21 protein-coding genes and 2 pseudogenes are annotated in these 25,625 nt (G+C 42.1%); 4 read left to right on the forward strand and 19 right to left on the reverse strand.

The genetic code is table 11. From position 1 onward, the window contains the following. Positions 1-220: 220 nt before the first annotated feature. The 3 genes and pseudogenes from PI95_RS37510 to PI95_RS17035 all read right to left on the reverse strand — a co-directional run. Positions 221-573, reverse strand: a pseudogene (locus PI95_RS37510) (type 1 glutamine amidotransferase family protein); the annotation flags it as partial. A gap of 160 nt (positions 574-733) precedes the next feature. Further along, entirely contained in the window at positions 734-928 is a 195-nt protein-coding gene (locus PI95_RS17030; RefSeq protein ID WP_039740227.1) for a hypothetical protein, read from the reverse strand. A 723-nt stretch (positions 929-1,651) separates the two neighbouring features. Further along, positions 1,652-2,122 (reverse strand): Crp/Fnr family transcriptional regulator, encoded by a 471-nt coding sequence (locus tag PI95_RS17035; protein WP_236117086.1) that lies wholly within the window; start codon positions 2,120-2,122, stop codon positions 1,652-1,654. A gap of 1,229 nt (positions 2,123-3,351) precedes the next feature. On the opposite strand from PI95_RS17035, the gene PI95_RS17040 reads away from it, so the two are divergent. Then, positions 3,352-3,831: a DUF4383 domain-containing protein gene (locus PI95_RS17040; protein ID WP_039740220.1), complete on the forward strand. Its 480-nt coding sequence runs from the start codon at positions 3,352-3,354 to the stop codon at positions 3,829-3,831. A gap of 256 nt (positions 3,832-4,087) precedes the next feature. On the opposite strand, the gene PI95_RS37715 is transcribed toward PI95_RS17040, so the two are convergent. The 16 genes and pseudogenes from PI95_RS37715 to purH all read right to left on the reverse strand — a co-directional run bounded on the left by PI95_RS37715 (position 4,088) and on the right by purH (position 22,954). Beyond that, complete coding sequence (locus tag PI95_RS37715; RefSeq protein ID WP_507236762.1) at positions 4,088-4,207, reverse strand: DUF72 domain-containing protein; 120 nt, start codon at positions 4,205-4,207, stop codon at positions 4,088-4,090. 16 nt (positions 4,208-4,223) lie between these two features. Continuing rightward, positions 4,224-4,595: a DoxX family protein gene (locus tag PI95_RS17050; RefSeq protein WP_163518956.1), complete on the reverse strand. Its 372-nt coding sequence runs from the start codon at positions 4,593-4,595 to the stop codon at positions 4,224-4,226. A gap of 3 nt (positions 4,596-4,598) precedes the next feature. Continuing rightward, positions 4,599-5,210 carry a hypothetical protein gene (locus PI95_RS17055; RefSeq protein ID WP_039740218.1) on the reverse strand — a complete coding sequence of 204 codons (612 nt, stop codon included), beginning with the start codon at positions 5,208-5,210 and terminating at the stop codon, positions 4,599-4,601. A 3-nt stretch (positions 5,211-5,213) separates the two neighbouring features. Continuing rightward, on the reverse strand, positions 5,214-5,762 hold the full coding sequence (locus tag PI95_RS17060; RefSeq protein WP_039740216.1) for an NUDIX hydrolase: 549 nt from the start codon (positions 5,760-5,762) through the stop codon (positions 5,214-5,216). Between the two features lie 295 nt (positions 5,763-6,057). Beyond that, a complete protein-coding gene (locus tag PI95_RS17065; protein WP_039740215.1) occupies positions 6,058-6,453 on the reverse strand; it encodes a hypothetical protein in 396 nt (131 codons plus the stop codon). 106 nt (positions 6,454-6,559) lie between these two features. Beyond that, a pseudogene (locus tag PI95_RS17070) lies at positions 6,560-7,606 on the reverse strand (hemerythrin domain-containing protein). Positions 7,607-7,624: 18 nt separating this feature from the next. Further along, positions 7,625-7,837, reverse strand: a complete 213-nt coding sequence (locus tag PI95_RS17075; protein WP_039740213.1) for a hypothetical protein — start codon at positions 7,835-7,837, stop codon at positions 7,625-7,627. A gap of 231 nt (positions 7,838-8,068) precedes the next feature. Beyond that, positions 8,069-8,839 (reverse strand): bifunctional 2-polyprenyl-6-hydroxyphenol methylase/3-demethylubiquinol 3-O-methyltransferase UbiG, encoded by a 771-nt coding sequence (ubiG, locus tag PI95_RS17080; RefSeq protein ID WP_039740211.1) that lies wholly within the window; start codon positions 8,837-8,839, stop codon positions 8,069-8,071. Positions 8,840-8,959: 120 nt separating this feature from the next. Next, entirely contained in the window at positions 8,960-10,228 is a 1,269-nt protein-coding gene (locus tag PI95_RS17085; protein ID WP_039740209.1) for an ATP-grasp domain-containing protein, read from the reverse strand. A gap of 216 nt (positions 10,229-10,444) precedes the next feature. Beyond that, positions 10,445-11,341, reverse strand: a complete 897-nt coding sequence (locus PI95_RS17090) for an isoaspartyl peptidase/L-asparaginase family protein (RefSeq protein ID WP_039740711.1) — start codon at positions 11,339-11,341, stop codon at positions 10,445-10,447. Positions 11,342-11,454: 113 nt separating this feature from the next. Next, positions 11,455-12,258: a phytanoyl-CoA dioxygenase family protein gene (locus PI95_RS17095; protein ID WP_039740207.1), complete on the reverse strand. Its 804-nt coding sequence runs from the start codon at positions 12,256-12,258 to the stop codon at positions 11,455-11,457. Positions 12,259-12,287: 29 nt separating this feature from the next. Further along, the gene (hflX, locus tag PI95_RS17100; protein ID WP_039740205.1) at positions 12,288-14,012 is read right to left on the reverse strand and encodes a GTPase HflX; all 1,725 of its coding nucleotides are present in this window, start codon (positions 14,010-14,012) and stop codon (positions 12,288-12,290) included. Between the two features lie 291 nt (positions 14,013-14,303). After that, positions 14,304-15,293 carry a UDP-glucose 4-epimerase GalE gene (gene galE, locus PI95_RS17105; RefSeq protein WP_039740203.1) on the reverse strand — a complete coding sequence of 330 codons (990 nt, stop codon included), beginning with the start codon at positions 15,291-15,293 and terminating at the stop codon, positions 14,304-14,306. 300 nt (positions 15,294-15,593) lie between these two features. Further along, the gene (locus tag PI95_RS17110) at positions 15,594-17,810 is read right to left on the reverse strand and encodes a family 1 glycosylhydrolase (protein ID WP_039740200.1); all 2,217 of its coding nucleotides are present in this window, start codon (positions 17,808-17,810) and stop codon (positions 15,594-15,596) included. 142 nt (positions 17,811-17,952) lie between these two features. Continuing rightward, positions 17,953-20,361, reverse strand: a complete 2,409-nt coding sequence (glf, locus tag PI95_RS17115) for a UDP-galactopyranose mutase (RefSeq protein ID WP_039740198.1) — start codon at positions 20,359-20,361, stop codon at positions 17,953-17,955. A 1,051-nt stretch (positions 20,362-21,412) separates the two neighbouring features. After that, positions 21,413-22,954, reverse strand: coding sequence for a bifunctional phosphoribosylaminoimidazolecarboxamide formyltransferase/IMP cyclohydrolase (purH, locus tag PI95_RS17120; protein ID WP_039740196.1), 1,542 nt, complete (start codon positions 22,952-22,954; stop codon positions 21,413-21,415). A gap of 328 nt (positions 22,955-23,282) precedes the next feature. Here purH and PI95_RS17125 point away from each other — a divergent pair, with 328 nt between their 5' ends. From PI95_RS17125 to coaBC, 3 genes are all read left to right on the forward strand, one after another. Next, entirely contained in the window at positions 23,283-23,864 is a 582-nt protein-coding gene (locus tag PI95_RS17125) for an alpha/beta hydrolase (RefSeq protein WP_052324806.1), read from the forward strand. Positions 23,865-24,041: 177 nt separating this feature from the next. After that, positions 24,042-24,254, forward strand: coding sequence for a protein IsiD (gene isiD / locus PI95_RS17130; RefSeq protein ID WP_039740191.1), 213 nt, complete (start codon positions 24,042-24,044; stop codon positions 24,252-24,254). A gap of 156 nt (positions 24,255-24,410) precedes the next feature. Further along, positions 24,411-25,613, forward strand: a complete 1,203-nt coding sequence (coaBC, locus tag PI95_RS17135) for a bifunctional phosphopantothenoylcysteine decarboxylase/phosphopantothenate--cysteine ligase CoaBC (protein WP_039740708.1) — start codon at positions 24,411-24,413, stop codon at positions 25,611-25,613. Positions 25,614-25,625: the final 12 nt, after the last annotated feature.

Here is a 25,625-nt window from a genome sequence, read left to right on the forward strand (position 1 = left end):
GACAAAAATGGACAGGCTTGTTTTAAAGATCCTCAACACGATAGCGAGTCACAAAGGATGAAGCCTGTCCATTTTTGTCCGGGTGAGCGTCCAAGGGCAGAAGTCATATCTGCCTCTGTTGTTAGCTTTTGAATTGCTAGTATCACAAAGAGCGTGCATTGCGAAAATTTGCTTACCTAACTCTAAGGGGATTTATTGGTCAACGTGAGTTGTGATACTTTCAGTACTCTGCTTTGCGGTTTTTCAGGTCAAATTTGTAGCCATGTGGCAAGATATGAAGTTTCGCGGCAGCAAATCGCCAATTTTTCATCCTTCAAGATTTCGTCGATATTGTTATGTGTAGCCTCACAAATTATCGACAATTGTGACCGAACCTTCAAAAAATGACTTCAATGCAGCGCGATCGCGCTTCAACCATAGCGGTATTCAAAGTCTATACCAAATCCGTTGAACCGCAGGTTTTTGTAGCAAAGCCGAAATTAAGCGTACCTTGCGGACGAAGAGTGAAAAATACCGATCGATGACCACCCCAAGCAGAAAACCAAGACCAAAACCAATTTCCACAAAGTTCAAAAACAATAAATCTGTTTCAAACGGGGTTAAAACCTCGTTTGAAACAAAAATTACGTGTTGACGTTGGCGGAGCGCCTCTCCCAAAGGGAGAAGGGGTTTTAAACCCTTTAATCCAAAATTTTTGAATGCGTGAATTTTGAATTGATAAACAAATGCAAATCTAAGCTATCGACCAATGATCCCATGCATGAATTGCATCTTCTACCACAAGTACTTTATTTGCATTGGCAGGTTCAGCTACTAAAACCTTCAGCGTTACGGTATACACATTATTGATGATTTGGTGTCCGTAACCAATGACTTTTCCTAGTTGTCCAGTTTTTTGATTTATTACAGGCTCATCAATAGTAAACATAACGGTAACTGTCTAAGTTTGACAGTTGATAAATGGTATTCCATATATTATCTCTAGTCCGGAAAATTCAAACTTCATTCTTAAAGAATATTTGGAGTCAGACTTAAGTAATATGTTAGTTTCCCTCTTGAGTATATAACTTATGTATTTCTTATAAAGACGGAAAATTTTTCCAGCACTTTTTTGTAATTACCGTAGTTAAAAATGTAATTACTATAGTTTTGAGATAGCCTCTATTTGCAAATAATGTAGTTTCAAAGAGTTTTTTGCAAAGCATTACACCAACGCTCTTCACAGCGCCGTTACTGATAACGAGCAAGTGTAGACTATCAAGTAAGATGGACTAACTATAGATTATTTCACCTTTGTGTAGTTCTAACACTTGAAAAGCGCAAATGCATCGCAATGCACGCTCTTTTAAATAAAATTAAGATGCACACCTTTCTCAAGCTTACATACACATACTTGCTTTGGTCTGTCCGGTTTCGGACAGAGAAACTCAAAAAGATTTATCTGCGCTTATAAAGAAGCAACTTGCATATTAATCGAGCAAATTTGTCTTGTATGACCTGATAAGACTTGCTGTTGCGCGTTGCTAATAGTAATTCTGCCACGGAATAACAGCGAATGATTGCCGCTTAGTTTAGGATATTAGCAGCTACTAGGTTTAACGCACTCGGTTATAGCCAGAATACCTGCGTTAGTTAAAATGATGTTACAGCTTCAGCCAAACAAGCGGTTATATTCTGCCTTGACCATGCCGTAACATTCGCAGGCAGCTGTTTCCAAATTCTTCCTGTCAAGAATCTGGATGTGTCCGCGTCGATAACTGATCAAGCCGCTGCCTTGGAGTTTACTAGCAGTTTCACTGACTCCAGAACGCCTAACGCCAAGCATCGTGCCAAGAAATTCATGGGTGAGGTGAAGTTCCTCTGAACTCACACCGTCACTACTCATCAGCAACCACCGGGAAAGCCTTGCTTCTATTTGATGAAGACGGTTGCAGGCAGCGCTTTGTGAACCGACAACAATGAGTGTATGTATGTAACGGTGGAAAAGCTTTTGCAATGCACTGCTTCTGTCGAACGCCTTTTTGATGATTCCTGCTTTGATACGCACGGCTTGACCGGGAATTTGTGCCAGCGTCTGCATCGGTGTCGTGTTCGCATCCAAAAGAATTGGCACACCTGCCATCCCTTCACGCCCGATACAGCCGGATTCGACCGTTGAGCCGTCCTCCATCAGGGTCACTAAAGAGAGCAATGAGTTAAGAGGGAAATAGACAAACTCGATAGGCTCATCAGGCGAGATAATAATTTGTCCATGTGAGAGTGAGACTTGCTCCAGATGAGGATGCAATGCAGTTAGCTCCTCACTCGGAAAGCCGGCAAGGAGGCGATTTTGTGTATTTTGAAGTGGCTGTTGGTGAGCGTACATTAAATATCTTGTGACATTGATGAGCCGAATGTTAATAATTGCTATCGATGGTGTCAAATAATCTCAGGTTAACCAGCTAGGGATTAATTATTCCGTAGTAAATGGTAGCAACAAATAAGAAAATTGCCAAACAAAAAATGGTAAAGCTGATTAGTCGGGGGTCGGGCAATTTTTTAATTGTAGTTAAACTATCTCTTTTTAGGTGAGTCGTAGACTCAATTTCACTTGTTTTGTGAGAATTTCTATAATCAGGTGTTTTTTGCGAAAGCGACATGATTCTCTGTTTTTGTGTATTTTTTGTAAGTTTTCATGATGACAAAAAATTACTAATTATTGCATCAATCTTAAGAATTACTCAAAAGTTATTTAATGTAAAAATAATATGTATTTGCGAATACAACAATCTTCCGAAAGTTGACAAGCGTGATGTTTCTTGAAGGTTTTTTTAGTATTTTGAATCACAATTTAACTTCATACTAATTATTTCTGAAGTTAAAGTAAGAATAAATTAGTAATAATTATCTTTGTTTATTGTCAGACCAAGTTAAACTACTGATTTTTCAGGTTTTCAACTCAAAAGCGAAAACAGCTATTTTTTCCAATAATTGTGTACAAACATTGTTTTTACACACGATGGGTTTAACTACTTTTTCCTTTGTTATTCTCTTCCATCCAATACCATAACAGTGTTTTTGGCTGGCGAACACATTCATCAACAGCAACTTATTGCCGTTAATTTACGCGGACTGTCAGCGTCAGAATCAACAAGATAATTAGTATAGTAAAACACAAGGTGTCGCAATGTGTCATGTTTACTTTTGATAGAGGAAATCAGAATAAATGTGAGTTGAATGGAAAGTATTATGTATCGCGATCGGGCGATTGAGTAAAATACTAACTGTTTAAGAAATCGCAGAGAAAGGATACAAACAGCGAGTAGGTTACATTCAGTAAACATTTGGACAAAATTTGGAGTAACAAATAGTATGGACAATACAAAAACGGCGCACATGATAGAGCGTTACTGTGCTTTGACCGTCGGAATTCTCTTTTTGGTTTTAGGTATAGCTGGATTTATACCAGGTTTGGTTTCATTGCCTGGGGCAAGTGAATCTTATGTCCCAGTTGGTGCAACTAACAGCATTTATGCTACAGGATTTGGCTATGTATTTGGTCTGTTTCCGACTAATTTATTGCATAACCTTGTACATTTGGCTGTCGGAGTTTTGGGGATTGCTTCATATAGCAGCTTGAGCAATTCGCGTTTATTCAATCGTGGTTTTGCAGTTGCCTATATCCTAATTGCGATCGCGGGATTGCTGCCTTATGCTCAGACAAGTTTCGGCTTAATGCCGCTGTTCGGTAATAATGTTTGGCTTAACGCTCTAAGTGCGATCGCTACCGCTTACTATGGCTTTGTTATACCAGCTAAGGTGGCAGGTACTAGTGTATCGCATAATGTTTGACATCTTTGAAGCGATCGCGTTTAAAAGCAGCTACACAGGTTTGACCCGAAGTTGGCAGCATGTGCGATCGCGATCGCTACAGCAATTGAATTAAGTATATCAACATTGAAAAACATAAAATAGAGTCACTGCGATTACTTCGCGTTGCACGGCGTTCCGCTCGTAATGACATTTTAAGTTTAATTAGGTTGAGCTACTTAACACTAATGTACATCTAAGTTGGTTCGTAGTTGCAATGCACGCGCGTGCATCGCAACTACGAGAAGTGTTGGGCGTAAAATGATAGTTGCTGGCCGCTAGGCAAATGTGGTGGATAGAAAATGTCCATCCAATGCTTATAAACCCAACCACTAGTACCAATTTGCAGCTTACCCATTTTGTCTTGTGTTACACTATTTTTTTGTATACCACCAAGCCCAAGCGACTAACAGAGTCTGAAAAGGCAGCCTCAACCAAATCAGGGGTGGATCGTGTGGTAATGCTACGACCTCGATGTTATTAACTGCCTGATAAAGATTAGCAGGAAAAACAGCAATATAAAGTACAACCAGAAGCCATGCAGCATAACGGCTTACACCAGGAATTAATAATCCTACTCCACCCAAAACTTCCAAAAATCCGCTAGTGTAAACAAATGTCAAATGGTCGGGAAGAAAGTCCGGCACAATCTTTTCAAATCCCCCTGGGTGAGTAAAGTGCAAAGCACCAACGACTACCATCCCGATTGCAAGTATGATTTGCAAGACTATTTTGTACCTTTTCATATTCTAAATGTTTACCTCAGCGCTACAGTTAGCTTGGCATTCAGCTAGATTTTTTAGCCTCAAAAATTGCTGGCGCATCATCAATAAGTCTCCCCACGGCAAAACCCAGCGTATCCATGACCAAAAGATATTTCTCGGATAGGGAATATGCCCTTTGAGAATCAGACGACAAGTGTTTTCTGATATTGGGAAAATGACATAACTGGCTGCGATGTTACCAAACATTGTAATGGCTCGTTCGTCATCCATTACTATTGTTAAATGTCGATTTGTTTCAAACTCAACAAGTTTAAAAACACCCATAACTCTTTGAGTGATCGCTAAATTTTCTATACCTGGAAGCAGTTGTTTTGGACTTGGAGGGTCTGATATTGAATCTTGAACCGGAAAAACTATTCTTTCGAGGCGGTCAATCCAGTCATAACTGTAAGATCCAACCTTAAGTTGACATAGCCATCGAAATAAAATCTGAGTTGGTGCTTTTACATTTATGGCTCCCAAATACGCCTCGTCACTATTTTCTATGTAGCGATCGCATGAAAACGACATCAGCCTCTCTTCAGGCGTAGACCCCCAAGTATATGCAATTCCTTGTTTTATATTGATATTTGCCATTAGTTAGAATTGAGATATCCAAACAGGTGCTTTGAGAATTAGCACGCAGCTTGGTGCATGTGTGATAGTGTTATCCATCACCATTTGTACCGCTGCATCAAGGGTAACTTTAACTGCTTCTATTGTTTCCGTTCCTTCTGGATTTGCTTCTGTTTTTGTTAGCTGCTTTGCGAGAAACATCTGCATGGGACAATCAACAATCGACGTATCTAAATTAATCACACCTAAATCAATTAATTCCGATGCTTTGATGCCAACTTCTTCTTCAATTTCACGTTTTGCTGCCTCAATGTTAGGTTCATCTTCCTCAACTGCACCGCATACAACTTCGATACTTTCTTTACCAAGAGCGTAGCGAAATTGCCGAACCAGATACACGTAACCATCGCTATCTATCGGCAAAATAGCAACGGCTGGTTTCATTTTCACGGTGGCATATTTACCAGGTTCACCGTCAGGTCGCAGAACTTCGTCTTCACGAACGTTGATAAACGAATCGTGGAATTTATGGTTTGTTTTTTGTATTGTCCAAGGACCATTTTTTTCTGCCATGATAATTTCTCTCGCTATTAAATAACACACAAAAAGTAACTGCCATTTTCTTAAAAAAATGCGCTAGTATCAGTCCTCAGTATCTATCCTACAAGGATTTCAGTTACGCCAGGGTTCTTTTTTGGTAAAGAATAGAAAAGAGTACAAAAGTATGTATTTATAAGTTAGAACCACAGATGCACACAGATGAATTATCTATGTTTATCTGTGGTTTGATTTTCATCTGTCTTGAATGAGTGCAAGCTTACTCCATGAACTTCGTTCACAGCAAAAAATGAAAATAGACTTTGAAAAATCACTCCAAAGCCGGTTTACTGCGAGCGTAGGAGTTTAAAAACAGAACAAAGATAATCGCAAAGGTGAGGTCAATAACACCTGGAATTAAATAAAATGGGTGAAGCTTGTTTGCGAAGGTGTGATAAGCTAGCACAGCGAAAACCGAAGATTGCGCGATAATTCCAAGTTTGACGATGCCGTGATTGCGATCGATGTCCTGACCAACCCACCAATAGCCAATCCCGATAACAAATACCAACACGAGAAACAAATGTGAATATTCAGAATTGACCAGGGGTTTCTCACCAAGCAACTCGCGAATCCATTGGTCGGATAACAGCAAAAACACAGATTCAACCCAATTAATCGCAGCTTTGAGTTGAAATATATACTTCCAAGTCGTTTGATTATTCATAATTGCACGCGCTTTGAATCCTCTTTGCTAGAATGTTTTACTTGAAGGCTGGGAAGGTTAATGTTTAACTAAGTTTTCTTCCTTCTTTGAATAGCACAGCAAACTTTTATGAGCAGTCATTTGAAGAGTGAAGTTTGCTTTTAGCTGTTTTAAATTCGGTCGCTATTTGCTTCTGCTGCTCATGGCTAAAGTTGTCGCGGAGTTTGGGGAATATATCGTTTTCTTCTTGATTAATGTGAGGAAAGCACCGCAGTTCTTAGCTGCTCAATTTTTGTTTTGAACTCAGGTGAAGAAAAGTTTAGAGGCTTAATTTCATCTAACATTTCCATTACTTCGTCGGTTTGGTCGTATATTTCTTGTGTGTGTTCGTAATACGGACGAACTGCTGGGTAGAGGACTTGTTCTTCGGCTGTACCATGAACTTTGATGTCTTTGTATTGCCCAAAATACTCTTGGATTTTTTCAGGCTCGTAAGAACGTGAAAATTTCCATAAACAGAATATCGACCTTAGTATGATCCATGAGGAGAAGCTCGCGGATGCTCATTTCGTCATCAATGCGTGTTACGAGGCTACCCACCACACCAGTTAAGGCTGCAACAGCATCTTGAACTCTTGCCCAAAGTTGTTGTTTTGGCTCTTTTCCTGTCAGTTCGCGCACCCAGAATCTCTAAAATTCCTTTAAGTTGCTCTTGATGAGCGCGGTTTTCAAAGTTAACTGTATTTAAAGGAGTTATGGCAGCTTCAACATCAGCACCAACAACTTGGGCAGCTTTGTGGATTAGCAGTCCAGCCATAGTTTGCTTATGCTTGAGCAATTCATGCTCTTGTACTTTCTCAAACAAAGTTAGCTCAGAATCTAACATTAGTTTCTGAACTTGCGAAATCATCTTTTGGGTTGTTTCTTTAGGCTCACCCTTAACACCGTATTCAACAATTACAGTATCGATAATGCCTAGATTTTTCCGATCCGAATCAAGCATATGCTGTAGGCGATGTCTGACGACAAGCCACTTCGTGTCTACGCAAATATCATCATCAGTGCAATCCTGAAGAAATTGCTGCTCATTCTTAATCAGCAGATTTTGTAATTCTTTCATATCTGCCAATTTTCTGGCAATTAAAATTCGCTTGGTGTCATCAATTGATACCATTTTTTATTCTCCTACCTCTCATTTTGTGGCTAGTAGCTTATTGCTGAATTCTTGGAGTTGATATTGAATCCAATTACCACCCTTAGCTATACATTGATGGCAAATATCTCCATAGCCGTCACCTTGGTCATTACATACAACTAATCTGGCTTCATTAATTTGTAAATTTTGCTGACAAATTAAACATACTTGTCTACTTTTGTTTGTGTTGCATTCTATTTGAAATTTCATATTTTTTCTCCTTCTTAAAGGTGTTTCAACGAATCACAAATTAACATACACCTTTATAAATATATGATTTTTACAAAATCTACATCTATAAAATGAAGTGGATATTGTTACATTTAACTGTAATGTTTGATACAGTAAACTAGAGAAAATGCTAATACATAATCTATCATTTGTTATATTTAAACTAAAATAAACTTTGTGAATGTATAAAATTTACTAAAAATATAAAATTTAATTATTATCAACTAGCTTAACAGCTTTGCCAATGTAGCATACAGAAGTATCATCATTAATTTTGATTTCAAATAAACTACATTTCTTACCTTTTATTTGATTATTGAAATCCTTCAGTACAAGATTTCTTAGCGTTTTCAAGTTAGTACCACCTGTCAAATCAAATCCTTTAATTAGATAATCTGCAAAGCCAGTCTTTTTCATGACATCAATCATTTCCTGGGGTTTAATAAACTTATTCCAATCGTGAAGCCCAGGCGGTATATACTTGAGGGTATCTTCTAAAAACCAAATGATTATAAATTTAGATTTCAAATTTCTATTAATTGTGTCAAACAAAAATAATCCATCTTTTTTTAAAACTCTATAAGCTTCAGAAATAATTTTTTCCCAATCGTCAACATGCTCCAAAACGTCAAAACATAAAACAATATCAAAACTGTTTTCTTTGTAAGGAAGATTTTCAGCTACTCCCCAACGATAATCAATTTTTAAATTACTTTTTTTAGCATGTTCTTGGGCGATATTAATTGAATTAAAGGATAAATCTATCCCTGATACATAAGCGTTTAGCTTGGCTACGGATTCACAATCCCCTTCTCCTCCACAGCCAATATCTAAAACTTTAATTCCTTTCCAATCTGGCACAAAACTTGTAACAAACTCTCTTCTTGAGTTGTTAAGATGGTTAGACAGATATAAAGTTTCGTCTGACTTCCACCATTTTTCTGCATTCAAATCGTAGTATTCTAAGTTATTTATTTCCATTTTCGTTCCGAAATATCCTAATTTTATCGGACAAATTGATTACTTTATAACTTAGGTAAAGAAACCCATTTTATAGAAGTAATCAAGCTTTCTAAGGTTAGATATCAACAGTCGTGCTGTTTAAGCGATCGCCTGCAATCCCTTATTTTGTAAGTTTTGTTCGATGTGCTGCATTTCCTCGATTGTCTGTCCAGTCACAATCCCGTAAATTTCGGTGTAGATTTTTCCGTACTTGACCTTCTCTAAAGCCGATAAAATGATAAAGTCTTTGCGATCCAGTTCTGGTTTCAAAGCAACTAAAATCGAGTCCAACGTCCCTTCCATGCGGTAATCACTGGAATATTTAGCCACCTCTTTTCCAAGGGACAGTAGAGTATGACGCTGCAAGCACAGCCCAGTTGAACCATTTATGCGGAAATTGGCATCAATTACATAAAGCTGTTTGTCTTGGTCTTCCAACACATCGAAGCCAATGAAGCCGAAATAACCAAGCTTATGAGCATACTGACCAATAGCAGCAATCATCTCATAGAACTTGCTCATGTCAGTACGGTAGTGAATCAGTCCCCCTAAATAGTTGCCCTCTGGGGTGACAAGTTGGCTGGTAGTACCGATGAGCGTTATGTCTCCCGCTTTGTTGACATAGAATTGTACGCAGTAGTTCTGCACCTCGTTTTTGACGAACTCTGAGACAATAATGTTATTGAGCAACTTGATATCAAGATATTTCCTGATTTCTTCAAAGCAGTAGTTCAGATCGCTGGTGCTTTTGATAATATAAGTGCCTTCTCCTGAAAGTCCGTGGGACGTTTTGATTAAGTAGGGGAATTGTGGTAACTCAATGTCTTCGAGACTCTGGGTGTGCAGATTGTAGCTTGAGTATTTCGGACATTGCACTCCTAACTCGGCTAGCGTTACTTTACTCAGCAAGCGGTAGTGGGTGTCTGGATTAACAGCGTGTTTTTCTGGTTGCAGATTATCAAAGGGAAATAAAGTGATGAGTTTGTCAAAGTGGGAGTTTTGACTGAGGTCATCTAGATAACTTGAGCAATCCATCATCTGCATATTGGAGTGGCTGAACCCAAAATGCTCCTGCCAGTAGTTAATTAGTAACTTTGGCGGTGAAATAATCACAATTCCTGGAATGCGATCGCCTAACACAGCCAGATTTTTCCAAGGTTCCTTCTGGCAAATCTTGTCAAAGGAGGTTTTAGTCGCTTCACTACTACCGTCTTGAATAAAGTATTTTTTTCTATTGGGGTAAGCAGCCCAACTGCCAGTCGCAGGGTAATTTGGGATGAACGCATAACCTGCATCTGTAATGTCTTGAGCAAACAGATCAGAAAAAGAATTTCCTTGAAAGTACTGAAAGTCGTATTTTAAGTTCATGTCTAGTTTGAGTTCAACTGTTTTCAAGACCCAATCAGCGTATCTACCTGACAAATAAGGTATTAGTTGCCCAATTTTGATTCCTCTATCTGCAAGTAGAAACGATTGGTGAAAAATTCCCCACTTTAAGAATCCTTAAAGAATCCCGGTAACTTTTGCGAAACCGGGATTCTGACTAAAGAAACCGGGATTCTGACTCATTGCGACATGCCAAAATTAATCACACAAAGCAGGAGCTTCTTTTTTGGTAAACACAGCCACCTCGTCTTGTCCCGTGGTCATGTAAGCACAAGCCATATGCGATGAGTTATACGCCCAACCTACTCGTCCCTGACTATCTAAGAGAATACACCCAGCTTCTCCTGTAACCTTAGATTTCAAAGTTTCGATCGCCTTCTGCGCTGCTTCGTCTGGGTGTCTGTCTCCAGAAAGAAAGTCAATCGCAGTTTTAGCCAAAACCACCGGGATAATCGACTCACCATCACCTGTGGTTGAGCAAGCACCGAGTTTATTGTCAGCGTACAAGCCACTGCCGACAAGAGCAGTATCGCCGACGCGACCGGCTTGCTGATTCGTAGTGCCCCCAGTTGAGGTACCAGCAGCTAAGATGCCGTTAGCATCCAAAGCCACACAACCAACAGTGTTGGGGCGATCCAAAACTTCCTGCTCTTCCTTCCACTCCTCCCACTGCTCCTGTGCAATCAAATCTTCTTTTTTACACATCTCGGCTTTGTTGTCGGCGGCAAAGCGTTCTGCACCCCGCGCTACTAACAGCCTGGGTTTTTCATCCATAATTTTCCGTGCCACCGAAATTGGATGACGCACACCCTGAACTGCTGCGATCGCTCCCCAACCTAAAGAAGATCCCTCCATTATCGCCGCGTCTAGCTCGACCTCTCCCTCGGTGTTGAGAGTCGCGCCCAAACTGGCGTTAAAGGTCTGGTCAGCTTCAAGAACACGGATGGCTGCCTCAACCGCTTCTGCCGCACAGCCTCCGCTAGTCAGCACTGCCCAACCAGCCTCTACTGCTGCTTGACAGCCTGCATTGTTTGCTGTAACTTTATCTTCGGAGATACTTTTCGCTCCACCGTGAACAATAATAGCTAATGTCATAAATTTCCTTTTGTGATTATGAATTTTGTCTGACTGCATATTTAGGACGGGCAGGATGCCCATCCCACAAAAGTTATAATTTGATATTGCGTTCTTAAATACGCGATCGCTTACTAGTAAGCGAACGACTGATAAACCTCAGTTGGGGCAACTTCCTCAAGTGATTCCACAATCGGATTAAAGCGTAGTAAGTGACGACCTCGTTCGGATAATGTGGTCATAGCAGCACGCGGTATCTGGATAGACACCTCTGGACGAAACAGCCAGCGTCGGCTATAGCCAATTACGACCATTGGACGCGGTGTGTCTGTGTAGTTAGGTGTGCCACGGTGAAGACCGCGCACATCGCGAATCATTACGTCTCCTAATTGCATAGTTATCGGTTCCAACTTAATTTCACCCGACTCTATACGGCGTAATCCTTCTTCTTTGGACATCATATGCGTACCCCGTGCAATCTCCATCGGTCCGTTTTCCAAAGTGACATCTACCAATGGGAAGTTGACTGCTAGCTGATATGGTAGGGTTTCTTTACCAGTTTCCGGGAAGAGCGGCAAAGTATCGCGGTGTACGTCTTGATACTCGGAATGCAGTAAAGGCGTATCTGTCGCCAACTGGCACATCACGAAATCAGTTCCTACCAAGCGTTCCATCAGAGCCAGGATATCTTCATCTTCATAGATACTGGTATCAGCAAAGGGAGCGGCGAAAGGCAAAGTTACATAATAGCGGGCTGTACCTCGATTACGCAGCTCTCCTTCGCGGGCAATATGTTCAGTTAGCTTGGGGATGAAAGCAGAATGCCAAGCCTTGAGTGTTGCTTCGGAAAAGTGATTGGGCAACACGCAGAAGCCGTCGTTCAGTACCGATTGGGTGAACGATTCTATTTGTTGAGGGTTGTAGCGTCTTGTCATCATATCTTGATTTTAGACAGAATCCACAGCTTTTAGCTTTGTGTAACTGCGTTCTGTAGTTCGGGCTTGGCAAGGGTTTCGTCAATTAGTTGCAGAGATCGCTCTTTTAAAGTCTCTAAACCCAAGCGCTTAGTTGCGGAAATAAATACCGCTGAAGGATATTCTTGTTGCGCTTTCTTTAAAGTTTCGCTATCTACAGAGTCAATTTTGTTAAAGACAATCAAACTTTTTTCCGGAATTGTAGGCATTTCTGCGAGTATTTCCTGTACAGAAGCAATATGGCTTTCCCAGGCAGGATGGGACAAATCCACCAGATGAAGCAACACATTTGCCTCAACTACTTCCTCCAGGGTGGCGCGAAAAGCATCTATTAATGCTGGTGGAAGTTCGTGAATAAAGCCGACAGTATCTGTCAGCAGAATAGTTCTGCGTTCTTGAGTTTCGGGATTTGTAATTACCAGCTTGCGTGTTGTCGGGTCAAGGGTGGCAAATAGTTGGTCTGCTGTATAAACCTCCGCATTAGTTAAGACATTCAGCAAAGTGGATTTACCAGCATTGGTGTAACCAACTAATGCGAGAACAGGAATTTCTTGCTTTTGTCGTTGTTGTCGAATGCGATCGCGGTGAGCTTGTAGTTGGTTTACTTCTTGCTGTAACTGAGCAATTCGCCGTTGAATAACTCGTCTTTCTGTCTCTAACTTAGTTTCACCAGGTCCTCTGGTACCAATTCCCGCACCTAATCTGGACATTTCCCGACCTTGACCGCGCAACCGTGGCAGCATATATTCAAGTTGGGCTAATTCAACTTGTAATTTACCCGCTTGGGATTGAGCGCGTTGAGCGAAAATATCTAAAATGACCTCGGTTCTGTCTATAACTCGGATGCCAATCTCGTTTTCCAAATTACGAGCTTGGGATGCAGAAATATCTCGGTCAAAGACAATTAAATTAGCTCCCACCTTTTGAGCTTGAAAAGCGATTTCTTCAACTTTTCCCTTACCGACAACAGTTTGCGGATGGGGACGGCTTCGTTTTTGTTCCACAGTGTCTGCTACAATTCCCCCAGCAGTTTCCACCAAACGAACTAGTTCTTGCAGTCCATCTTCAAAGCGTTGTTGAGGAATATCATCTGTCTTCAATCCCACCAGCAGCACTTTGTCAGTGTCGGATACAATATCTGGGAATAATGTGCGATCGCTATTTTCAGAAATCTCCCTTTCCCATTCATCAACTAAGTCGTCAAAGTCTTGCTCAATTAAGTCATCTAAACTTAGGGGAGGAGAAATTTCCCAAGGCTTTTCAGCATTGGGCACAAGGTTAGCTAAGAAAGCTTCTTTAACATTGCCATTGGCTGCTTTTTTGTGTCTTCCACCTTCACCCCCTACCAAGATTAACACTACAAGAGCATCTAAGCGCTGGCGTGCCATTGCAATTAATGCTGCTTCATCAGGTGGATCTGATTTGAATTGAGTTGCAACACAATGAATTCCGCTCAAGCGTTCCGCACTGTGTCGGGGTAATTCTTCAGGTGGAATTTGAGTTTGACTTGGGGTTCCTACAGCAATTCGGATAACTTGTCCGCGTCGATTAATATAACAACAAATCGGTTGATGGATTTCTGTACTGATTTCACCTAAAGCTTGGGCAAATTCCAGCGTAATGAATCTATCTCCCGGTTGTCGTTGCTCGTAGAACCGCTGTAATAACTTGATTTGACTCGATTTTATCCCTTGAATATTTCCGTAAATATTTTGCATAAAACTAACAATTCAAAAGGTTATTTAACCTATTTATTTATAATTATCTGGTTTTCAATTTGCATTTAATCTACCAAAGGAAATAAGTAGATTCATCTAACCAAACGGATCGGAAGCCCGGTTTCTTAGAGAAACCGGGCTTCTCGGCGAGAAAGTTTAATTTCTTTCTCCTTTACCCTTTACCCCTTTCACGGCAGGTGCTACAACGGGGTGGCACGTTTTGGGGGGAAGCTTCCCCCCAAAAGCTGCCTTGGGAACCCCCGCAACGCACTGCCTCCCCTTTCCCCCTCTTCATGATCCATGCCGTTTTTGATGCCACTGCCAAGCGTGGGAGATAATTTCCTCTACGTTTGGATACTGCGGATGCCAACCTAAAATTTTAGTTGCTTTGTCGCTGCTACCAACTAAAATAGGGGGGTCTCCTGGTCGGCGATCGCACTCAACAATTTTGATTTCTTTTCCTGTTACTAGAAGAGCAGTTTCTATCACTTCTCTGACAGAAAATCCGCTACCATTACCTAAATTAAATACTTCACTATCTCCCTCTTTCAACAGATATTCTAAACCCAAAACATGAGCTTGTGCCAAGTCAGTTACGTGAATATAATCGCGAATACAAGTACCATCTGGGGTAGGATAATCAGTGCCGAAAATAGAAATAGATTCGCGCTTACCTAAAGCCGCTTGCAGTACTAATGGTATAATGTGACTTTCCGGTTCGTGGTCTTCGCCTAAGTTACCATTTGGGTCAGCACCTGCGGCGTTAAAGTAGCGAAAACGGACGGATTTAAGATCGTAAGCTGTATCGAAATCAGATAATATTCGTTCTACCATCCATTTGCTAGTGGCATAAGGACTGATGGGGTCTTGCGGATGGTCTTCGGTAATCGGCACAAACTTCGGTACACCATAAAGAGCGCAAGTAGAAGAAAAGATAAACTTCTTAATAGAAGCAGCAAGCATTGCTTCTAAAAGTGTCAGCGTACCTGTAACGTTGTTGTGGTAATATTTGGCTGGGTCGGTGACAGATTCACCCACGGCGATGTAAGCAGCAAAATGCATTACTGCTGCTATATTGTGGGTTGTAAATATGTTATCGAGGAGAGGGCGATCGCTCATATCACCAACAATCAACTTTACTTGTAAAACCTCCTCTACAAGTTCTCGATGCCCATTCGACAGATTATCAAGCACAATTACCTCATAACCTGCTTGCTTCAGGGCTAATACTGCATGAGAACCAATATATCCGGCTCCACCTGTTACTAATATGGTTGTCATAACTAATAAATGGTTTTTTGTTAGTAGTTAGTAGTTAGTAGGAAGGTCAACTACTTCTATCCTGCAAAGAAGAATACCTAGACTTTTTTAACGAACCGCCCTTCTCTTCGAGACGCTCCGCGAACGGGTTCGCCAGTCCCCCATCGTGACGGAAACCGCCTTCGCTTTTAGCGTCTCCCCTTGGGAGAAGACGGGGGCTGGACTCACCAAGAACCCCAAGAACCCCAAGAAAGAAAAGAGAGTAGGTAATCTTGTAGCGGTTCGGGAGTAACTACGCTCCTACTAACAAACAACAAATATCTAAAATCGTTGACACTCATCAAAATAGCGAGACATCGCACTGTCAAGACATGACATTAACTCACCTCTATTGCTACCAAGAACGCTATAATTTGGGCGTTTAGCGGTTAAACCAAGTTCTTGCGTTGGCAGGGCAATAATATTACTAGGATTAAAGCCTGCTTTTTTCGCTGCTAGTCGTGCCAAGTCAGCCCAAGTTATAGCGCTCTTGTTTGCCAAATGCCATAAGCCGCACTCACCGTCAATTAATAAATCAAGGCTGGCATGGACAAGATCCGGCACATAGGTAGGGGAAACAATGGCATCTTCTGCGGCAACGAAAGTATTACCAGCAGATAATTGTCGCAGGGCGATTGTTACGAAATTGTAATCATCCCAAGGTCCAAAAAAGGCACTGGTGCGAATCACCAGGGATGAGGGATTAACCTTCAATACCAGCTTTTCTGCCAAAGCTTTGCTACACCCATACACATTCAAAGGAGCGACAGTATCACTTTCCATATAAGGGTTGGACACGGTACCATCAAATACTAAATCTGATGAGAAAGTTAGCAGTGCCACGTTATGTTTAGCGCAAGCAGTAGCTAAAGTTGCTGCCCCCTCAGCGTTTACCCTGATACAAATATCTGGTTCGCGTTCTGCATCGTCTACCCGTACATATCCCGCAGCGTTCACAACTGCCCACGGTTTCAACTTTGATAGCACCGCATCCACAGAGGCAGGATTGGCGATGTCCATTTCTCGGCGTGATAGCAAGTGATATGTAATACCCCGCAGTTCGCACAGCCGCGCAAAAGCCCTTCCCAGAGTTCCACTAGCACCCACGATGATAAGGGGTGAGGGAAGCGTGGTGTGGGGGAAGCGTGATGTAAGTGTCCACTTACTCTTGTTCTCCCCCTCAAGAGAGCGACAACTCACCGCAGGGTATAATAAGCGCTCTTGCCGATGCCACCATCCGGGTGTATCAAGTACTGGATGATTTGGTTTGCGTCCAGCGGATAGGTCGCGCATCAATGATGCGATCGCTGTCGGTCTGGGATGTGGCGATCGCAAATCAAACACGCCTGACTCGTAGTAGCCGACACAACGAGTTAGTAAGCTATTCCAATCGTAGCTGCCCAGCAGCGCCCAAGCAGTAATAGCGCGGACATCTACACCTTCATCTCGTAATGAGAGGGCTGCATTCCAAACCTCGTACAGCCAGCGCAACTGCTCTTCACGGGTACAGCTAACGTGAGCTTCTGTAACAGCAATCGGCAGTTTGTAGCGTTCCCATGCTTCTAGTAGCAAGGTGCGCGGACCACCCGCACCCTCAGCACAAACCCGTACTGCCTCTACATCTGCATATTCGTGTTGCCCATTGCTACCATAAGAAGAAGCCGGATAGCGTTCTCTGCGTTCATCCAGAAAGCGATCGCTTGTCAGGTAGTGGTTAATCCCCATGATGTCCGGTGGACAGGGATTTTGCAAAAACCACTCAATTTCAGCTTCACTAATGCCGCAGTAGCGTAAATAACCCCACATTGGATGTGTAGAATTGACGCGACCGCACAATAAATCAAAGGTCAACCAGCGGCGTTCATTCTCAAACTCTGCCTGATACGCTAAGGTTGGCGTACTGTAAACCTTGCCCAAATCGTCAGTTTGCACTAGTTGGGCATTCGGGTTGATTTTGCGAATTGCCTTCATCGAAAGAGCGATCGCACGACACTGACCCAACAAAGCACGAGCAAAACTTAACTCATCCCGTCCGTGAGGATACCAATGTCCATACATCCCACTAAATCGCGCCGTTGTCAATGGTTCATTTACAGGTGTGTAAAAGCTCACCCAAGGATAGCGTTCTGCTACAGCACGAGCGTACAAAGCTAGCTTCTCTGGAAATTCCGGATCTACCAAACTTGTGTGAACAGGACCACTACCATGATGCACCAATCCCACAATCGGATTGATACCCAGGGAGCGCAATCGTCCCAGTCGCTCATCCGCCCAAGACCAGTCAGCATTCTCCAACCCGTCAGGCGCCGTTCGTTCCCACAACACCGGGTAGCGGATTGCCTTTATCCCCAGTTCGGCGAATAAATCCAAGTCATCCAAACGCATTGCATGACCATTGCGCTCCAACTGGTCGAAATACTCCTCACCTACACGATTAACCGTACACTCCACACCTGCCCATACTTCCAAAGCAAGTTTTGAGTTCAAGACTACAGCCATAACTGAAAACTCAAGCTAATATTCTCTCTTTTTTCTTACCTCTGTGTTGCGCCAGTCGCTACAACGGGGGGAACCCCCGCAACGCGCTGGCTTCTCTGCGTTCTCTGCGGTTCGTATTAACCACAGAGAACACAAAGAATCCTCAAGCCCTAACTGGGATTTGTTTGTAAACAGAAAGAGCCTGAGCAACACACTGATCCATGTTGTAATACTTATAAGTTGCCAAGCGTCCGACAAAATACACACCAGCAGTTTCATCAGCCAGTGCCTTGTATTGCTTGTAAACTTCCTGATTCTCAGGACGTGGCACAGGGTAATACGGATCTCCTTCAGCCTTGGGAAACTCGTAAACGATGCTAGTTTTAGAGTGTTCTTGTCCAGTCAAATACTTAAACTCTGTAACGCGAGTATACAGATGTTCATTCGGATAGTTGATGACTGGTGCTGACTGAAACACCTGTGTATTGTGCGTCTCGTGCTTAAAATCAAGCGATCGATAAGGCAGTTTGCCAAAGCGATAATCAAAGAACTCATCAACAGGACCTGTGTAAACCATTTCCCGGCAAGGTATCGCTTTTTCGATTTCCTGGTAATCGGTATTCAGCATTACCTTAATGTTTGGGTGATTTAACATGTTCTCAAACATCCGGGTAAAGCCGTGCAGCGGCATTGCTTGATAAGTATCCGTAAAATATCGGCTGTCGCGATTAGTACGGGTAGGAATCCGGGCGATTACTGACTTATCCAGTTCTGAAGGGTCGAGTCCCCATTGTTTGCGAGTGTAGCCCCGGAAGAACTTTTCATACAGTTCCTGACCAACTTTGCTCACCACCACATCTTCACTAGTGCGAATGTATTCTCTCGGTTCGGCAAGCGACTTGTAAAAATCCTCTACCTGAAATGAATTCAGGTTCATTCCATAGAGTTTGTTGATCGTGTCCAGGTTGATGGGGATGGGAAGAAGCTGTCCGTCTACGCTGGCAAGAACGCGATGTTCGTAACTACGCCATTGTGTGAACTGGGAAAGGTATTCAAAGACTTCGCGGGAGTTGGTGTGAAAAATGTGAGGACCGTATCTGTGTACGAGGACACCATGATCGTCATAATGGTCGTAGGCGTTGCCGCCGATGTGGTTGCGCTTGTCTACAACCAGCACTTTTTTGCCAGACTGACTTGCCAAGCGTTCGGCAATGACGCTTCCAGAAAAACCCGCACCGACAATTAAGTAATCAAATACGTAATCTCTGGTAATGATGCTTGGGGAAGGGGGAATATTTGTAACGCTATCTTGACGGGCAGCGATCGCCGAATCTATAAGTTGCATCATCGATCCCCAAGTTCTATCCCAAGAAATCTGCTCTAAAAACGCATCTACCCGACTCAGCCACCCTGATGCTGCGGTGTCTTCTTGCATAGCCTGTTCTGCTGCGGTGACAAACTCCTCAGCCGTGTCTGCAATTCGCACCAGCTTCAAGTCTGCGTAGGGACGCACTACATCTCGAATCGAGGTAGACACTACAGGCTTACCTGCGGCAAGATACTCTGGGGTTTTAGTTGGACTAATAAAGCGCGTTGACTCGTTCCGCGCAAACGTTAGCATCGCCAAATCCCACCCCGCCAAATAGCATGGTAATTCTTTATAATCTTTACCGCCGAGATAATGGATATTCTCGCGTTGGGGCAGAAGTGCTGGGTCGATTTTCACAACTGGACCAATCATCACCAAATGCCAGTCAGGACGCGCATCGGCAATTCCCGCTAGCAGTTCAATATCCATCCGTTCATCAATCACGCCAAAGAACCCAAGACGCGGGTGAGGAATATTAGCTTGATCTACTGGTTCTTGTTCCACATTTCTCGCCTGGGCAAAATGTGGTACATCCACACTACTGGGAAATGCGTAGATGTTGGGGTGCTGGTTCACCTTACTTTCATAAAGGCTTTGTCCACCTGTAAACACCAAGTCTGCACGGCGGAAAAGTTCGGCTTCGTAGTTCTTTAAAGCGGGTGACGCACCTTTGAATGCAGATAACTCATCCATGCAATCGTAGACTACTGCTATCGGGTCCAAGTGGCTTGTAAAAGCCATAGCCATCGGCGTGTAGTACCAACAGATATACTTGCGGATGTTATGCTGTGCAAACAAATTATCAATCAACACTTTTAAATCCGCGTTGATACCCTCTTCACTCAAACCTTGTGGTAGGTGTGGAACAACAACCACTACCCCATTCTTATCTTCACTGACTTCCAACCGTCCCAACGGTTCGCTGCTAAAAATCGGCTCCTCAATAAAGAAAACCCGCCGTCCTTTCGCGCAACGAACTAGAAGATGCTGCGGTCTTTGATAAACGAAATTCCAACGCAAATGAGACAAGCAAACTATATCAGGCGTATCACAAGAAGCTTCTTTAGAGCTTTTGTTGGATAAAGATAACTTCTGCAATTTCGATGCACCTGATGATTGCGGTTCAGTTAGTGTCGATAGCTTAGTTAGCGACTTACCATTACTGATACCGTTATTTTTTATTTGAGTTTGTTCGCCCGACATAGGTTATCTCAATACGAGTGTTTGTAAAAAATCGAATTGTCCACAAATGCTCTTTCATCAGATAATATAATTGCAAAAAATTACCTTTAAGCTTAATTTATTTCAAGCCAAAGGGCATTAATCATTATCTGAATAACGAAGCTTTTGTTATTTTCTTGCCTGCTTGGATAGTAAGGCTATTTACCTTAACAACATTTACATCACTTATGTTTAAGAATATGGCTAATTTTTTATCTAATCTTCTATCAAGAGATATATTTGCCTACAGTCAAGGAATATAGTCAATATTAAGTTTGTTAGTATTCCCAAATACAAACTTCTCGAAAAATACTGAACTGCAATAAATAGACTAGGGCAAAATTAGTGCTTATATGTTCCAAATTTAAGCAAAGATTCAGCATTCAGCATGTTTGCTGCCATTAGTGTTTACCTATGTGAATCTTGCTAGGTTACAAAAGTTTATATAAAATCAGCTTTGAATTGCCTCAGGCTAACCATCTTGCTACTTAAAAGTTACCTAATTGAAGTTTATTTATCAGAGAATGAATTTTCAACTTAGCAAAATTTAATATTATAAATTTAAATTTCCAATTGGTTGTTTTCTGTTTCTCTAGCTATAATTAGTTTACCGCGTACAATTATCAGAGATAAATTGTACATAAAAAGTTTCTGGGTCAAGGAGTATTAGGAAAAACAAGCGCTGATAAATAAAAATAATGACTGATGATAAATTATCAATTATCAAAGCCTTGCCATTTTGACGCAGCACCGTGTTGCTTTCCCTGTAAGGAAACAGCCGATAAGTGATAGAACTGAATTTTCACAATACTAGAGTTTATCTAGCAATCAGTCGATGCTTTGAAGAATTAAACTACGGTCATTCTAATTAATAATTATTAATTCATGCGTCCGCGCATTAAACAGGGTTTGTACCCGGTGCCGACTATAAGCATTCCTGTTACATCATTTGCGTCTTTATCCCTCAAGTACATGCGGACGTGAATTATAAATTATGTCCGCATGAATTTTTAAGTTCGGTTCAAAGTCTTAATTAATGGAGAAAGTGACGCACACCTGTGAATACCATCACTAAACCGAGTTCGTTTGCAGCTAGGATTGAGTCAGCATCTCGCAAGCTTCCTCCGGGTTGAACGATCGCACTAATTCCGGCAGCAGCAGCTGTTCTTACGGAGTCATCAAAAGGGAAAAATCCATCGCTGGCTAAAATTGCATTTTTGGCTTTGTCTTGTGCTTGTTCTAAAGCAAGTTTAACTGAACCGACGCGATTCATTTGACCGGCACCAACACCTAATGTAGTGCGATCGCTACTGACTACAATCGCGTTAGACTTGACGTGCTTGCAAACTTTCCAAGCAAACAGCAATTCTTCTAACTCTGTTTGGGTAGGTTGGCGATCGCTGACAATTTGCCACTTACTCGTATCAACGATGATATCATCCGCAGCTTGCACGAGAAACCCGCCGGCGATCGCTTTAACTGTTTCAGTCGGTCCGTTACTCAAATCAGGTAAAATCAAAATTCGCAGATTAGATTTAGCCGCGAGAATACTTAACGCATCTTCATCACAATCTGGTGCAACTACACATTCTAAAAATGTCTTAGTTAACTCGCTAGCAGTCGCAGCATCAATCGTCCGGTTGAGTGCAACAATTCCCCCAAACGCCGAAACCGAGTCAGCATTAAAAGCTTTTTGATAAGCTTCGTTAAGATTGCTTCCCAAAGCCACACCACACGGATTAGTATGTTTAAGAATCGCCGCTGCGGGCGTGTCTGGAAATTCCGAAATTATCCGCCGTGCCGCTTCTAAATCAACTAAGTTGTTGTAACTAAGTTCCTTGCCTTGAAGTTTGGTAGCAGCTGCCCATCCGGTTGGAGTATTTCCCGTTTGATACCAGCCGGCGCTTTGATGGGGATTTTCGCCATAGCGCAAAGCTTGCAATTGTTTGCCAGAAAGCGTGAATTGTTCAGGTGTTGATTCGGTTTTCTGCTGCTGGCTGAGGTAAGAAGCGATGCTGGCGTCATAACTCGAAGTATGCAAAAATCCTTTTAAAGCACACTTAGTACGAAACTCTAAAGAAGCTTCACCTTGATTTTGACGCAATTGCTGCAAATAATCGTCATATTGAGTTGGATCGCACAAAACTGTGAGATGAGCAAAGTTTTTTGATGCCGCTCTCAACAAAGCTGGACCGCCGATATCGATTTGTTCAACTGCTAAGGCTAAAGTTACATTAGGCAGAGCGATCGTTTCCTCAAAAGGATAAAGGTTGACCACGACTAAATCAATCGGGCGAATTTGGTTGTTTGCCAAATCACTCAAATCGTCAGGTACATCCCGCCGTGCTAAAATTCCTCCATGAATTCGGGGATGCAGCGTTTTCACTCGACCGCCTAAAATTTCTGGTGAGCCTGTGTAATCGGCAACTTTTGTAACTGGCAATCCTGCATCCTTGATAGCTTTGGCTGTTCCCCCACTGCTGATTAAATCAAAGTTAAATTCTTCTACCAAGCTGCGGGCAAGGTCAATTAAACCAGTTTTGTTAGATACACTCAGCAGTGCCAGACGCGCCATAATTCCCCAGTTTTCTTTGTAATTTGATGCACTTTATTTTACCGAAGAAAGGCGTGAGAATGGGGAATGGGGAATGGGGAATGGGGAATGGGGAATGGGTAATGGGGTAATGGTGAGCCAGCGCGGTCTTGGGGGTCTCCCCCATGAGCGACTGGCGAACCCCGAAGGGGGGAATGGGTAATATACTTTTCTCATCCCAATTACCAACTACCAATTACCAACTACCAATTACCTATTCCCTATTCCCAAAAGAAGTAATATCTATAAAGAGAGTTTAATAGCTGGAGAAAAAATCTGTCGCGTGGAATTTATCACCTTTCCGCCAAAAATGGGGCAAGTACCTAAAGGCTTAATTGTCACTTTGCACGGTTGGGGTGCAAATGCGGACGATCTAGCGTCTTTATCACCCATTTTTAATTTGCCTGATTATCAGTTCATTTTTCCGAATGCACCTTTTCCTTTTCCTAATTCCTCTTTTGGTAGAGCGTGGTACGACTTGAGAATGGAAAATATGTATCAGGGTTTGGCAGAAAGTCGGCAAATGTTGATAGATTGGCTGGAATCTTTAGAATATAGTACTGGAGTACCATTATCGCGAACAATTTTGAGTGGATTTTCTCAAGGTGGTGCGATGACTTTGGATGTGGGATTAACTTTGCCCCTTGCAGGTTTAATTTGTATGAGTGGATATTTGCATCCGGGTGCAGCAACATCGGTTCCAAGTAGTTTTCCGCCGGTTTTGATTACGCATGGCAAACAAGATACCGTCGTGCCATTGCAAGCTGCGATGAGGGCAAGGGAAACTTTAGAATCTCTAGGAGTTGCCGTAGAATATCATGAATTTGATATGGGGCATGAAATTCGTCCAGAAGTGTTAGAAATATTACGCAATTTCGTGGAGAATCTGTAAAAGTCTTAGACATTATTTTGTCACAGTTGTCAACTTTTTACAAATTCAGCTAAAAATCCGGAAAAATTTCACGATCGCCAACGCCCCTAAGTGAGTAAGATATATTGGGTGGCTGCGTCAGCACGCAACTCAATTTCTGCGCTATGGCGAATGCTGCATAAGGGAGGGGCAAGCATAATGAAAACTCTAAGCATTTCTAGAAAAGACATTGCTGTCATCACTGCACAAGAGGTGGAAGAGTTGGCAACACGTTTGGATCAAGATAATTACAGCAATGCTTTTGAGGGTTTGAATGATTGGCATCTGCTGCGTGCGATCGCATTTGCGCGTCCAGAGTTAGTTGAACCCTATATCCACCTTTTAGATTTAGAACCCTACGACGAAGCGTAAAAATTTGAAAATGGGTAATGGGTAATAGGTAATAGGTAATTGTAATTTGGGAAATGGAGAGTGAGGAGTGGTGAAATTCCCTACTCTTTAATTTCTATTTTCCATTACCGATTACCGATTACCGATTACCAATTACCTATTACCTACTTAGTACCAATGCCAAATCCAAAATCGATGAAGCGGGTTTTAGTTGGTGTAGGTGGTGGTATCGCTGCCTATAAAGTTTGTGAACTTATTTCCACGCTGTTTAAAAGTGGGGTGGAAGTGCGAGTGATTGTCACATCAACAGCACAAGAATTTATTACACCTTTAACTTTAGCTACTTTATCCCGCCATCAAGCATATACAGATGAGGATTTTTGGCAAGCTAAATACTCGCGTCCGTTACATATAGAGTTGGGTGAATGGGCAGATTTGTTTGTCATTGCCCCTTTAACAGCTAATACATTAGCAAAATTAGCTCACGGTATGGCTGACAATTTGCTTACCAACACCGTTTTAGCTTCTACTTGTCCGGTATTGCTTGCACCAGCAATGAATACCGAAATGTGGGAACAACTGACAGTACAGCGAAATTGGCGAGACTTATTGACAGATAGCCGATATCATGGTATGAGTACAGCATCGGGGTTGTTAGCGTGCGATCGCGTGGGTGCCGGCAGAATGGCAGAACCCCCAGAAATTTTCGCATATGTGAAATCACTCTTACACACCGCAGGCAAGCGAGATTTAATTGGTAAGCGAGTCTTGATAAGTGCAGGGGGAACGCGAGAACATCTCGACCCAGTGCGATTTATTGGCAATCCCTCCACAGGTAAAATGGGATTAGCTTTAGCGCAAGCAGCACTCCACCGAGGCGCAAATGTCACATTAGTACATGGGTTAGCTAGTTGGAATGCACCTTTAGGAGTGCAAGCAATTTCAGTTATTAGTGCGATGGAAATGCAGCAAGTAATGCTCGAATATTTACCCAATGCTGATGTAATTATCATGTCGGCAGCGGTTGCAGATGTCAAGCCGCGAGATTATAGTTTAGAGAAATTGCCCAAGCGATCGCTTCCCCAAGACTTACCCTTAGAACCAGTACCCGATATAATTGCTCAATTAGCACGCCAAAAACAACCACATCAAAAGATAATTGGATTCGCTGCACAAAATGGCGATATTGTCAAGCCTGCTTTAGAAAAATTGCAGAAAAAGAAATTAGATGCGATCGTTGCTAATCCGATAGATCAACCGGATAGTGGTTTCGGTAGTGATAATAATAAAGCGATATTTTTAGATAATCAAGGTCGAATAATGGTAATTGAACCTTGTTCTAAATTAGAAATGGCGCATCATTTATTTGATTTTATTTAGAAGAAAAGCTCA

Source organism: Hassallia byssoidea VB512170, from assembly GCF_000817785.2.
Classification (GTDB): domain Bacteria; phylum Cyanobacteriota; class Cyanobacteriia; order Cyanobacteriales; family Nostocaceae; genus Hassallia; species Hassallia carrinoi.